The organism is Nitrosomonas sp. Is35 (genome assembly GCF_033063295.1).
GTDB lineage: Bacteria > Pseudomonadota > Gammaproteobacteria > Burkholderiales > Nitrosomonadaceae > Nitrosomonas.
In genome coordinates this window covers 2,194,560-2,207,952 of sequence record NZ_JAWJZH010000001.1, presented here as the reverse complement: position 1 = coordinate 2,207,952, position 13,393 = coordinate 2,194,560, and the positions used below count along the sequence as shown (strand labels likewise).

Genomic DNA, 13,393 nt, shown 5'->3' with positions numbered 1-13,393 from the left:
GAATTTAAGGGTTAAGAAAATTGGTTTAGTTTGATACATAACCTTGAGTTACGCAAGCACCGCTGTATGCCCAAGAGAGTCGGTCGTTGGCGGCGTTCGCGGTAGGGGTTAGAGTGCATGTATCTCCTACTACGATTCCTTTATAAGCATTGGGTGTAGCCGTAATAACGCCCGCGGCAGTTACTGCGAGAGTATTAAAAGCGCCAGTTGCACTTGCTGCTGGAGCTGCTGGAACGCCATTGGTACCATTACCACAAGCTGTGAGTGCTGCAGTATTGTTAAAGCACTCAGTAACAGCTAGTTTAAAAGGCGCCATTGCGCCAGTAACCTCTGTATAGGCTGCTTTTTTCACATAGTTCTGGTAAGCAGGTAATGCTACCGCAGCCAGAATACCGATAATTGCGACGACAATCATTAATTCAATCAGGGTAAAACCTTTTTGTACTTTTTGCATTTGTTGTTCTCCTTTGGGTTGAGTAAGGCACACCAAGTGTGTGTGAAGCATCTTAAGCAGAAATCATGCCAGAATTTTAAACCGCATAATTGGTCAATTGTTACAAATTAAAGTTCAGTTGACTTGTAAGCATTTTTGGCAATATTTTAATTTTATATTTAATGAATTAGCAGGAATTTTGATGGTATGGGCTTTCAATTGCCAAAAACTTCTTCCCATAACATCAGTACTGCCACACGATCGTCTTTTGTATGACTGCTTTCCACTCGAGTGAATTTTTGTGTTTGACCATCGTTGGGTGCGTTGCCTGCCATATCGGCATCGCTGTTTAATCGCAGGCGATGCTGAATGCGCCGGAACTCGCGATAAGCGGAACGCGCTTTTTCGGCAGTGTCTTTGGGAATGAGCATTAGTTCTCCTGCAAGTTTAAGAAGTGCGATATTGCCAATGTTTCCAGTCAATTCCGGGTAACAGCCGGCGTATCCAAGCACCAAGTATTGCACGATGAATTCGACGTCGATGATGCCGCCCCGGTCATGTTTGATGTCGAACAGCGGTGTTGGATTTGGGTGAGCCTCCAGCATTTTTTCGCGCATTTTCAATATATCCTCTTTGAGTTCAATTAAATTGCGCGGCTTGCACAAGATTTCTTTACGTGTGTTTTCAAAAATATCACCCACTCGTCGATTACCAACAACGAAACGCGCCCGGGTTAATGCCTGATGCTCCCATACCCAGGCTTGATGGTGCTGATATTGCGCAAATGCTTCCATGGAGCTGACTAGTAAGCCGGAAGCGCCATTCGGCCGCAGACGCAAGTCTGTTTCGTACAGCAGTCCTGCCGACGTATGACGGGTGAGCCAGGCATTGATGCTTTGTCCCAGCTTGGTGTAGATTTCGGCGGCATCGGGATGATCGTCGTCGTACAGAAAAATCATGTCGAGATCCGATGCGTAGCCGAGTTCCTTTCCTCCCAGTTTGCCGTAGCCGATGATCGCAAATGCGGGTTTTTCCCGGTGGCGTTTTTTTAAACCATTCCATGCCAGGTTCAGTACCGTTTCCAATATCAGATCGGCCAAGGCGGTCAGGTGATCGCTGAGGGTTTCGAGCAATAATGAACCTTCTAGATCGGTGACCAGCAACCGGAATGCCTGGGCGTGCTGAAAGTGACGCAAAACATCCATTTGCCACTCGATGACATCATCCTTGGGGTTGTTGGCATGATTCAGTTGATAGGCAAGTTCATCACTAAGAGCATGCCAATCGGGAACGGGATGAGGAGAATCCTGCCGCAGTAATTCATCTAGCAAAATAGGGTGACGCCCGAGATAATCGCTTGCCCACTGGCTGATGCTGGCGAGTTCGGCTACGCGATGCAGTGTGTGCGGGTGTTCGAGCAGGAGCGCCAGGTACGATGTTTGCGGGCTGATTTTTTCCATTAGTTGCAGCATACGCTCCAGCGTGGCTTCAACCGGAGGTAGTCCGGCCACTGCTTCAATCAACAGCGGAATTAAGGTATTAATTTGCTCACGGTTGGTTTTAGGTAGTTGCTGATAAAAACTGCCCTGATAAAACAACCGTAGCCGTTCCGAAATTTTGACCGGATTACTAAATCCGAGTGTGCTCAGTTGCATGGTGGCGGCTTCGGTTTGCGAAACGTCTTGTGTTTCGGTTTGCCACAAATTGGCCAACGTGTCGTGCGCGGATGACTTCCGTGGGGTGGCAAAAATGAGCTCAAAGTGACGCGTAACGTCATTCCGGTGAATATCGAGCTGCTCCATGAAAGCTGCATAATTGGGAAATCCCATGGCGGTGGCGATTAGCGTTTGATCGTCCACATTTAGCGGCAGCGTTTGCGTTTGCTGATCGTCGAGATATTGCAGGCGATGTTCCAGTTTGCGCAGGAAATGATACGCATCGGTGAGCTGCGTGATAACCTCTGCCGGGAGTTGTTGTTTTTTTTGTAAGCGCTGTAAAACGCCGAGTGTCGGGCGAATACACAAGTCGACATCGCGTCCGCCGCGAATCAATTGAAAAACCTGTGTGATGAATTCAATTTCACGAATACCGCCGGGCCCCAATTTAATATTGTCGTGCATTTCGCGGCGCTCGACCTCCTTGCGCAGTTGCGCATGTAAGTTGCGCATCGATTCGTACGCGCTGAAATCCAGATATTTGCGGAAAACGAAAGGTCTGACAATTTTTTCCATCAGCACCGATTCGGCGTCTGCGCTGGCATGACCGGTGATAACCCGGCCCTTGATCCAGGCATGGCGCTCCCATTCGCGTCCTTGCTTGATGAAATATTCTTCCAGCATGGAAAAGCTGATCGCTAAAGGGCTGTTTTCACCGTGCGGGCGTAACCGCATGTCAACCCGGAATACATAACCATCGATTGTCAAATCATTGAGGCTGGCGATCAGCTTGCGTCCCAGGCGGGCAAAAAATTCATGGTTTGAAATCGATTTGGCGCCATCGGTCTCGCCATCTTCGGGATAAACAAAAATCAAATCAACGTCCGATGATACATTCAGTTCACCGCCACCCAATTTGCCCATGGCTACCACCATCAGATGCTGAATGGTGTTGCTGTTTTCCCCTCTCGGCAATCCGAAACGATCCGATTGCGTCAGCCAGATTTCATGGTGTTGCAGAGCGAAATTGATCGTGACCTCGGCGAGATCGGTCATGCTGGACATTACTTCAAACAAATCGGCTTGGCCGCTGATGTCGCGCACGGCGAGCCGCAGCATGACTTGTTTACGCAGATCGCGCAGGATCTCATGCAAAGCTTCTTCATGGGTGATTTTGCCAGCTTGCGAATTAAGAAAAGTCTGCATCTCCTCTCTGCGGAAGGGCAGTTGCAGCGTTTCCTGCAGCGCGATTTTTCGCATCGGCTCGCTGTCCAATATGCGTTGTGCGTAGCGGCTGAAAGGTAATGCGGCGGCGAGGGTTGCAGCGGATGAGTGAACGGTTATGGGCATAATCGGGTGGTAAAGGCTATAGAATAGCAAAGCAATTTAGATTAAGCATAAATCAAAATAGAACGTTATCAGAGTAAATGCTAGAATCAAGCCTGTACAGCAGAGATCTTTATTTTCTATACGATAGTTAATAAAAAGAAAATCACTTAATGATCACGGTAATTTGAAAAGGGATTTGCTCACGGTGTTGATTATTGGCTGATTCATTCTAACAATCAGAACAGTCGGACAACTATGTTAAACAATACCACTAAACAGCAACAAGCAATGATGGAAAACAAAAAACATAAAGGCTTTCGTGTCGCCGCCATTCAAATGGCATCGGGTCCGAGTGTGTCTGCCAATCTGGAAGAGGCTGCACGCTTGATCGAGGATGCAGCATCTCAAAAAGCTGAGCTGGTAGTATTGCCGGAGTATTTTTGCATCATGGGAATGAAAGATACTGATAAGCTCGCGGTCCGGGAACAACCGGGCGACGGACAAATTCAGAAATTTCTCAGTGATACGGCAAAACGGCTGGGGATTTGGTTGGTGGGCGGATCAGTGCCATTGGCGTCATCCGAACCGGATAAAGTCTATAATAGCTGTTTGGTTTATGCGGATAACGGCGAACAGGTCGCGCGCTACGATAAGATTCATCTGTTTGGCCTGCAACTCGGTCATGAACATTACGCCGAGGAGAAAACCATTAAGGCGGGAAACAAAGTAGTGACGGTCGATTCGCCTTTTGGCCGTATCGGTTTATCGATATGTTACGATTTGCGGTTTCCGGAATTATTCCGCATGATGAATAATGTTGATATTATTCTGGCACCTGCGGCGTTTACCGCAATTACTGGAAAAGCACACTGGGAAGTGCTGGTGCGTGCGCGCGCAGTTGAGAATATGGCTTATGTGATTGCGCCCGGACAAGGCGGTTATCATGTCAATGGGCGTGAAACCAACGGCGATAGCATGATCGTTGACCCCTGGGGGGTTGTCATGGAACGGCTGCCGCGCGGTTCTGGAGCCGTGGTGGCGGCAATCGATCCGGAGTACCAGACCAGTTTACGCACCAATTTACCCGCGTTAGATCACCGGATCTTACAGCCTTGTTGATCAAAACGATTGATAGAACAGCATAAATGACAACCGAATATATGACAGAGTCAAAGGATTTTCTTGCGATTGCCGATCGCTGCTTGTTGTCGCCTTACGATATCGATACAAGCGGATTGCAACAGGTATTAGGGCAAATACTGACGCATAAAATCGATTATGCTGATCTTTATTTTCAGTATAGCCGGTCCGAAGGCTGGATGCTGGAAGAAGGTATTGTGAAATCGGGGAGCTTCAATATTGAGCAAGGTGTCGGTGTCCGCGCGGTCTGTGGAGAAAAAACCGGATTTGCTTATTCCGACGATATCAGCATGCCTGCACTTGTATCGGCCGCTAAGGCAACGCGGGCGATTGCCAATCAAGGCAGTATGCAACCGGCTCAAATTGGGAAACGTAATGCACTGGATCAGCGGTCACGGCTCTATTTACCCGAAGATCCGATTGCGAGCCTTAAGGACGCGGATAAGGTAGCGCTATTGGAAAGACTGGAACGCATTACCCGGCAGCTTGACCGGCGTGTGACGCAAGTGGTGGCATCACTTGCTGGCGAGTATGAAGTGATCCTGGTGACGCGCAGTGACGGATTGGTTGCGGCCGATGTAAGGCCGCTGGTTCGCTTGTCGCTGCAAGTGATCGCGGAAGAAAACGGCCGCCGTGAGCAAGGAGGGGCCGGTGGTGGCGGGCGCTTCAGTTATGCTTATTTTACCGATGAAATTTTGCACGATTATGCAAAAAAAGCTGTTCATCAAGCCACGGTCAATCTGGATGCCCGTCCGGCACCGGCTGGCACCATGACGGTAGTTTTGGGAAGCGGATGGCCAGGAATCTTGTTGCATGAAGCAATCGGTCATGGATTGGAAGGAGACTTTAACCGCAAAGGCAGCTCGGCTTTCTCAGGGCGTGTCGGTGAACGCGTCGCCGCTCCCGGTGTTACGGTTGTCGATGACGGAACGATTCCACGGCGGCGTGGGTCGTTGAATATCGATGACGAAGGTAATCCGACACAATGTACTGTATTGATAGAAGATGGCATACTGAGAGGCTATTTGCAGGATAGTCTGAATGCTCGTTTGATGGATTTGCCGGTTACCGGCAATGGCCGGCGTGAATCGTTCGCGCATATTCCTATGCCGCGCATGACGAATACGTATATGTTGAACGGTGACAAGGATCCGGCGGAAATTATCGCTTCGGTGAAACATGGTCTGTATGCGGCAAACTTTGGCGGCGGTCAGGTTGATATCACCAGCGGCAAATTTGTTTTCTCAGCTGCCGAAGCTTACATGATTGAAGATGGTAAAATCACCTATCCGGTTAAAGGGGCAACTTTGATCGGTAACGGGCCGGATGTATTGACCCGGGTTTCCATGATTGGTAACGATATGTTGCTGGATCCGGGTGTCGGGACTTGCGGGAAAGAAGGTCAGAGCGTGCCGGTGGGTGTCGGGCAGCCGACCTTGCGCATCGATGGATTGACTGTCGGTGGGACAGGAATTTGACGATGTGATGATGACAGAGAATTTTTTTATAACTTGTTGAAATTGATATTGGGATGCAAAAAGCATGAGCGTGGAATTAACCGGTGCTGAAATTACGATACGTTGTCTGCAGGAAGAAGGCGTGCAATGTATTTTCGGCTATCCTGGCGGTGCGGTGTTATTTATTTATGATGAATTGTTCAAGCAGGATAAAGTCCGGCATATTTTAGTGCGCCATGAACAGGCTGCGATACACGCCGCCGATGGCTATGCGCGCTCCAGCAACAAAGTGGGCGTGGCGCTGGTGACATCAGGCCCCGGGGTTACCAATGCGGTAACGGGTATTGCCACCGCTTATATGGACTCGATTCCGATGGTGGTGATCAGCGGGCAGGTACCGACCAGTGCGATTGGCCTTGATGCATTTCAGGAAGTTGATACAGTGGGTATCACGCGCCCCTGTGTCAAACATAATTTTCTGGTGAAAGATGTCACCGAACTGGCGCTGACCATCAAGAAAGCTTTCTATATCGCTTCTACTGGCCGCCCTGGCCCGGTGCTGGTGGATATACCCAAAGATGTTTCGCAACAAAAAACCAAGTTCGAATATCCGGACAAGATTAGCATGCGGTCCTACAATCCCGTGACCAAAGGGCATTCGCGGCAAATTAAGAAAGCGGCGGAATTGATTCTCAGCGCCAAGCGTCCGGTGGTGTATGCGGGTGGCGGGGTGATCTTAAGCGATGCTGCACCGCAGTTGACTGAATTGACGCAAATGCTGAATTTCCCGTGCACCAATACGTTGATGGGATTGGGCGGATATCCCGCGACCGATAAGCAATCGCTGGGTATGCTGGGCATGCATGGCACGTACGAAGCGAACATGGCGATGCAGTATTGCGATGTTCTGATAGCCGTGGGCGCCCGTTTTGACGATCGTGTGATCGGCAATCCGAAGCACTTTTTCAACGAAAACAGGAAGATCATTCATATCGATATTGACCCTTCTTCCATTTCAAAGCGCGTCAAAGTGGATGTGCCAATCGTAGGCGATGTTCTGGACGTGTTGAAAGAGCTGATCAAGCTACTCAAAGCCGAGAAAGAAAAGCCGGATCAAACCGCATTGAAAGAATGGTGGAAACAGATTGAGCTGTGGCGTGAACGGGATTGTCTGAAATTTGACCGTAGCAGCAAAATCATCAAACCGCAGATGGTGATTGAGAAATTATTCAATGTTACTAAGGGTGATGCATTTATTACTTCGGATGTCGGACAGCATCAGATGTGGGCCGCGCAATTTTATAAATTCGATAAACCGCGCCGCTGGATCAATTCCGGCGGGTTGGGTACGATGGGATTCGGCATGCCTGCCGCGATGGGGGTGCAGCTCGCTAATCCTAAAGGAAAAGTGGCGTGTATCACCGGTGAAGCCAGTATTCAGATGTGTATCCAGGAACTGTCAACGTGTAAACAGTACAAACTGCCGCTGAAAATCGTTAATTTGAATAATCGCTATATGGGCATGGTCAGGCAGTGGCAGGAGTTTTTCCACGGTAACCGCTATGCGGAATCCTACATGAACGCGCTACCCGATTTTGTTAAGCTGGCGGAGAGCTACGGCCATGTCGGCATGAAGATTGAAAAGCCGGAAGATGTCGAAGATGCGCTGAAAGAAGCATTTAAACTGAAAGATCAGCTGGTGTTCATGGACTTTATTACCGATCAGACCGAAAACGTATTCCCTATGGTGCCGGGTGGCAAAGGTCTTTCTGAAATGATTCTGGTGTAGAAAAATAAATGCGACATATTATTTCTTTATTGATGGAAAATGAGGCGGGTGCTTTGTCTCGTGTAGCAGGTCTGTTTTCGGCGCGCGGTTATAATATCGAATCACTTTCGGTTGCGCCTACCGAGGATCCCACCTTGTCGCGGATGACGTTGGTAACGATCGGATCGGATGAAGTCGTGGAGCAAGTGACCAAGCAGCTGAACAAACTGATTGAAGTGGTCAAAATCGTCGATTTGAATGACGGCAATCATATCGAACGCGAATTGATGCTGGTGAAAGTTCGCGCGGTAGGCTCGGAGCGCGAAGAAATCAAACGGCTGGCCGAAATTTTCCGTGGTTCTATCATCGATGTGACGGATAAGTCTTATACCATTGAGTTAACGGGTACCAGCTCGAAATTGGACGCATTTCTTGAAGCAATCGAACGCAGCGCGGTTCTTGAAACTGTCCGTACAGGCGCCTCCGGCATAGGACGCGGAGAATGGATTTTGAAGGTATAATCCGCATTTGCTGATTAATCCCCGGTCTTGAGGTTGGTAATCCAGAGTAATCAATCCGTGAAAACAGTATTCACTCTAGTGCTCGCCAGTTTCTATCCTATTTTTGTTTAAAAGGAAAATAATGAAAGTTTATTACGATAAAGATGCAGATCTCTCTCTGATTAAAGGAAAAAAAGTAACCATATTGGGCTATGGTTCGCAAGGGCATGCGCATGCTAACAATTTGAGTGAGTCCGGTGTGAAAGTGACCGTCGGTCTGCGTAAAGGCGGGTTATCCTGGGGCAAAGCGGAAAAAGCGGACTTGACGGTGATGGAAGTGGCCGAAGCCGTTAAAGATGCCGATGTCGTCATGATTTTATTGCCCGATGAGCAAATTGGAACGGTATATAAAAGAGAAATCGAACCCGGTTTGAAAAAAAATGCGACAGTGGCTTTTGCGCATGGTTTTAGCGTGCATTATGGGCAAGTGACGCCGCGTGAAGATCTTGATGTGATCATGATTGCACCCAAAGGCCCAGGCCATCTGGTGCGCTCGACTTACTTACAAGGCGGCGGTGTGCCATCACTGATCGCCGTACATCAGGATAAATCCGGTAAAGCGCGAGATCTGGCGCTTTCTTACGCAGCTGCTAACGGCGGAACTCGTGGCGGTGTAATTGAAACCAGTTTCCGCGAAGAAACCGAGACAGACTTGTTCGGAGAACAAGTGGTGCTATGTGGCGGCTTAACTGCGCTGATTCAATCTGGTTTTGAGACGCTGGTGGAAGCCGGTTATGCGCCGGAAATGGCGTATTTCGAGTGCTTGCATGAAGTTAAATTGATTGTCGATCTGATTTATGAGGGCGGCATCGCCAATATGCGCTACTCAATTTCCAATAACGCGGAATATGGTGATGTATCACGCGGACCGCGCATTATTACCGATGAGACACGTGCTGAGATGCGTAAAATTCTGCGGGAGATTCAAACCGGTGAGTATGCGCGCGAGTTCATTCTGGAAAATCAGGCTGGCGCACCGGTGCTTAAATCAAGCCGCCGTATAGCGTCGGAGCATCCGATTGAGCAAGTAGGCGCGAAGCTGCGCGATATGATGCCATGGATCAAGAAAAATAAACTGGTTGATCAAGGGAAAAACTAAAGAATCAACACATTCTTTATAATTCCGGTTTTGGTTTTTTTACTTTTTAGGTTCTTGTTGTAATAATTTATGGCTTATTATCCTCACCCTATTATTGCTCGCGAAGGTTGGCTGCATATTGTGATTGCATTCGCTGTTGCGATTGGCTCTACAGAATTGTTGGGCTGGCTTTGGGCACTCCCGTTCTGGACGATCGCATTGTTCGTTTTGCAATTTTTTCGTGACCCGCCGCGCGAAGTGCCAAAGGATCCCAATGCCATATTGGCACCGGCGGATGGTAGAATCGTCGCCGTAGAAAAAACGCAAGATCCTTATCTGGATCGTGAAGCGCTCAAAATCAGTGTATTTATGAATGTGTTTAATGTGCATTCCAACCGGAGTCCGGTTGACGGTGAGGTGCGTGACAAATGGTATTTTCCGGGTAAATTTGTCAACGCGGATTTGCCAAAGGCTTCGCTGGAGAATGAACGCAATGCGTTATGGATCAAAACCGATCGTGGTGCTGATGTGACCTGTGTACAAGTTGCCGGGTTGATTGCAAAGCGGATACTTTGTCACGTATCGCCCGGCGAGCATTTGTCGCGGGGTCAACGTTTCGGCTTCATCAGGTTTGGTTCGCGCGTGGATGTGTACCTGCCGCTGAATACAAAAATTAATGTCAATATCGGTGATAAAGTGTCGGCGACACTCACCATATTGGCGGAATTTCGTGAAGAAACCAAAGTGGTGGCTTGAAAGGAGCGCGTGTTTCATTCTTTGTACCGGCGCTCAGAATCATAACCGGTATTGAACCAGGCTTTCACGGGATTCCTGTCATTCGTTTTTGGTCGAGTGTATTCCCGTTTTCGTATTCTTATAGTTAAGTGCTCATAATGTCCGATTCTCTGCCAGAACGTACTGTACTTAAAGCCCGGTTGCGGCGGCGTGGCATCTATCTGTTGCCCAATTTATTTACAACGGCTGCACTATTCGCCGGGTTTTATGCCATCGTGCAGGCGATGAACGGAAATTTTGAATATTCGGCAATCGCGGTATTCATTGCCATGGTACTGGATGGATTGGATGGCAGAGTAGCGCGATTGACAGGTACTCAAAGTGAGTTCGGCGCCGAATACGATAGCTTGTCGGACATGGTTTCTTTTGGTGTTGCACCGGCATTGATTGTGTATGAATGGGCATTGAAGGAAATGGGGCAATGGGGTTGGATCATTGCATTCATTTATTGCGCTTGTGCCGCATTGCGGCTTGCTCGCTTCAATACCAACATCGAAGTGGTCGATAAACGTTTCTTCCAAGGTTTGCCCAGTCCGGCTGCTGCTGCATTGATTGCAGGATTGGTTTGGGTAACGATTGATTTTCAAGTGCAAGGCAGCGATATTAAGGGACTGGCTTCTATTGTGACTTTATTTGCCGGTTTGACGATGGTTAGCAATATTCCATACTATAGCGGTAAGGAGTTTAATTTGCGCCGCCGTGTGCCGTTTTTTACAGTCCTGTTATTGGTGCTGTTCTTTTTCGTTTTGATTCCGAGCCATCCGCCACTGGTCTTATTCATTTTGTTCGCGGCTTATGCATTTTCCGGTTATTTTGTGAAGTTATGGCGATTTGGCAGAAGTAAAAAAAATAGTGAGACACCCGGTACCTGAAGATTACCTATTGCATCCAAAGGAAAAACTATTTATATTCCCGTCCATCATGTTTTCTAAGCACTTTACCCAATCATTGCAATTTATTCCAGCTTCCACAGTTCTAGTGGAACTGCTGCTGCGCCTTGCGCGCTAAAATTTTCTCCCCCTATTTCCCTTTCTTCCCTATAAAATTCGCATCACGAGTTTTATTATTCATTAAGGTTTTCTTCCTCAAGCGGAGAGCATAATGCAAGAGCATTTGATTATTTTTGATACAACGTTACGTGACGGTGAGCAAAGTCCTGGCGCATCCATGACGAAAGAAGAGAAAGTGCGCATTGCCTGGCAACTGGAGCGCATGGGTGTCGATGTCATTGAAGCCGGTTTTCCCGCAGCTTCTAACGGAGATTTTGAGGCAGTCAAGGCGGTTGCCGATTCGGTTAAAGACAGTATCGTGTGTGGCTTGGCGCGGGCGATTGAAGCGGATATTCAACGTGCCGGTGATGCATTGAAAGGTGCGCAATCGGCTCGCATTCATACGTTCATTGCAACATCGCCGATTCATATGAAGAATAAGCTGCGCATGTCGCCCGATCAGGTGATCACACAGGCGGTAAAAGCGGTGCAATGGGCACGCCAATATACCGATAACGTTGAGTTTTCTCCGGAAGACGCCGGCCGGTCGGAAATTGATTTTCTCTGTCAGATATTGGAAGCGGTGATTGACGCTGGTGCAAAGACATTGAATATTCCCGATACGGTTGGTTATACGATGCCCGATCAATTCGGCAAGCTGATTCACAATCTGCGTGAACGCATACCGAATTCCGATAAAGCGATCTTTTCGGTGCATTGCCATAATGATTTGGGGTTGGCTGTGGCCAATTCATTGACCGCTGTGATGAATGGCGCGCGCCAGGTTGAATGTACGATCAACGGCCTGGGAGAACGTGCAGGCAATGCTGCGCTGGAAGAAATCGTGATGGCAGTGCGTACGCGTCAGGATTATTTTCCCTGCGATACAAAAATCGATACTACGCATATCGTATCGGCCAGTAAACTGGTGTCCGGTATTACCGGTTTTCCGGTACAGCCTAATAAAGCAATTGTGGGTGCCAATGCTTTTGCACATGAATCCGGCATTCATCAGGATGGGGTGTTGAAGCATCGTGAGACCTACGAAATCATGCGAGCGGAAGATGTCGGCTGGGGCGCGAATAAATTATTGCTGGGAAAACACTCAGGCCGTAATGCTTTTCGTAACCGTCTGATGGAACTGGGAATAGAATTGGAATCCGAAGAAATGCTCAATAATACGTTCATGCGCTTCAAGGAGCTGGCGGATAAGAAACACGAAATCTTCGATGAAGACTTGCAAGCGCTGGTTTCTGATGAGGTGTTGGTATTGCAGGAGCGTTACCGTCTTATATCGCTCACCGTACATTGTGAAACCGGTGAAGTGCCATATGCGCGCATTGTGATTTCCGATGATGGCAAGGAAATGCGTGCCGAGTCTCAAGGTAGTGGTCCCGTGGATGCCACTTTTCGCGCAATTGAAACGTTACTGGTTAGCGAAGCGAAGCTGCAACTGTTCTCGGTGAACAATATTACCAGTGGAACCGATGCGCAAGGCGAGGTGACTGTGCGGTTGCAGAAATCCGACCGCATCGTAAACGGGCATGGCTCTGATACGGATATCGTTGTTGCTTCGGCAAAGGCTTATCTAAGCGCGCTGAATAAACTGCACAGCAAGCTGGAACGAGCTCACCCGCAGGTATAGCTGACTGGGATGTTGAATAAATAAAATGGAAGCTCTGCGCAAGATGATGAAACGTAACATCACAGTATTATTTTGTTTGATTGTCTTGCTGTTGAGTTTCCCAGTGCAAGCGTTTCAATTCCAAGACACAACCGGGAAAATTCATAAGCTTGCGGATTACAAAGGGCGCTGGGTGCTGGTCAATTTCTGGGCGACGTGGTGCCCGCCCTGCCTGAAAGAAATTCCCGATTTGATTGCGCTGTATGAACAACGTAAAGACGTGATAGTGATCGGAGTCGCGATGGATGTTGATGACCCGAAAGTGGTGATGGATTTTGTGAAGTCCATGTCCATTACCTATCCCATTGTGTTAGGTGACCGGAAAATTGCGTCCCAGCTGGATGACGTTTCACTATTACCCAGCACCTATTTCTTTGATCCGGAGGGAAACCCGGCTGCGCGCCAGCAGGGAATTATTTCGCGCGAGAGTATTGAAGAGTTTATTGAGTCAAAATCAAACAAAAAAAGTGTTAATCAACAACACTGATATAACCAATTGCTTATT

11 protein-coding genes are annotated in these 13,393 nt (G+C 48.3%); 9 read left to right on the top strand and 2 right to left on the bottom strand.

Annotated elements, in window-relative coordinates:
* Positions 1 to 25: 25 nt before the first annotated feature.
* Entirely contained in the window at positions 26 to 454 is a 429-nt protein-coding gene (locus tag R2083_RS10455; protein ID WP_317538405.1) for a prepilin-type N-terminal cleavage/methylation domain-containing protein, read from the bottom strand.
* Between the two features lie 194 nt (positions 455 to 648).
* Complete coding sequence (glnE, locus tag R2083_RS10450; protein WP_317538404.1) at positions 649 to 3,438, bottom strand: bifunctional [glutamate--ammonia ligase]-adenylyl-L-tyrosine phosphorylase/[glutamate--ammonia-ligase] adenylyltransferase; 2,790 nt, start codon at positions 3,436 to 3,438, stop codon at positions 649 to 651.
* Positions 3,439 to 3,705: 267 nt separating this feature from the next.
* On the opposite strand from glnE, the gene R2083_RS10445 reads away from it, so the two are divergent.
* From R2083_RS10445 to R2083_RS10405, 9 genes are all read left to right on the top strand, one after another.
* Positions 3,706 to 4,536: a carbon-nitrogen hydrolase family protein gene (locus tag R2083_RS10445; protein WP_317531217.1), complete on the top strand. Its 831-nt coding sequence runs from the start codon at positions 3,706 to 3,708 to the stop codon at positions 4,534 to 4,536.
* A gap of 26 nt (positions 4,537 to 4,562) precedes the next feature.
* A complete protein-coding gene (gene tldD, locus R2083_RS10440; RefSeq protein ID WP_317538403.1) occupies positions 4,563 to 6,035 on the top strand; it encodes a metalloprotease TldD in 1,473 nt (490 codons plus the stop codon).
* Between the two features lie 64 nt (positions 6,036 to 6,099).
* Positions 6,100 to 7,803 (top strand): acetolactate synthase 3 catalytic subunit, encoded by a 1,704-nt coding sequence (locus R2083_RS10435; RefSeq protein ID WP_132427642.1) that lies wholly within the window; start codon positions 6,100 to 6,102, stop codon positions 7,801 to 7,803.
* An 8-nt stretch (positions 7,804 to 7,811) separates the two neighbouring features.
* Positions 7,812 to 8,303: an acetolactate synthase small subunit gene (gene ilvN, locus R2083_RS10430; RefSeq protein WP_317538402.1), complete on the top strand. Its 492-nt coding sequence runs from the start codon at positions 7,812 to 7,814 to the stop codon at positions 8,301 to 8,303.
* 121 nt (positions 8,304 to 8,424) lie between these two features.
* On the top strand, positions 8,425 to 9,441 hold the full coding sequence (ilvC, locus tag R2083_RS10425; protein ID WP_317538401.1) for a ketol-acid reductoisomerase: 1,017 nt from the start codon (positions 8,425 to 8,427) through the stop codon (positions 9,439 to 9,441).
* A gap of 69 nt (positions 9,442 to 9,510) precedes the next feature.
* A complete protein-coding gene (locus R2083_RS10420; protein ID WP_317538400.1) occupies positions 9,511 to 10,176 on the top strand; it encodes a phosphatidylserine decarboxylase in 666 nt (221 codons plus the stop codon).
* Between the two features lie 137 nt (positions 10,177 to 10,313).
* Positions 10,314 to 11,087 carry a CDP-diacylglycerol--serine O-phosphatidyltransferase gene (gene pssA / locus R2083_RS10415; protein ID WP_317538399.1) on the top strand — a complete coding sequence of 258 codons (774 nt, stop codon included), beginning with the start codon at positions 10,314 to 10,316 and terminating at the stop codon, positions 11,085 to 11,087.
* 229 nt (positions 11,088 to 11,316) lie between these two features.
* Entirely contained in the window at positions 11,317 to 12,849 is a 1,533-nt protein-coding gene (locus tag R2083_RS10410; RefSeq protein ID WP_317538398.1) for a 2-isopropylmalate synthase, read from the top strand.
* 25 nt (positions 12,850 to 12,874) lie between these two features.
* A complete protein-coding gene (locus R2083_RS10405; protein WP_317538397.1) occupies positions 12,875 to 13,375 on the top strand; it encodes a TlpA disulfide reductase family protein in 501 nt (166 codons plus the stop codon).
* The last annotated feature ends 18 nt before the right edge of the window (positions 13,376 to 13,393 follow it).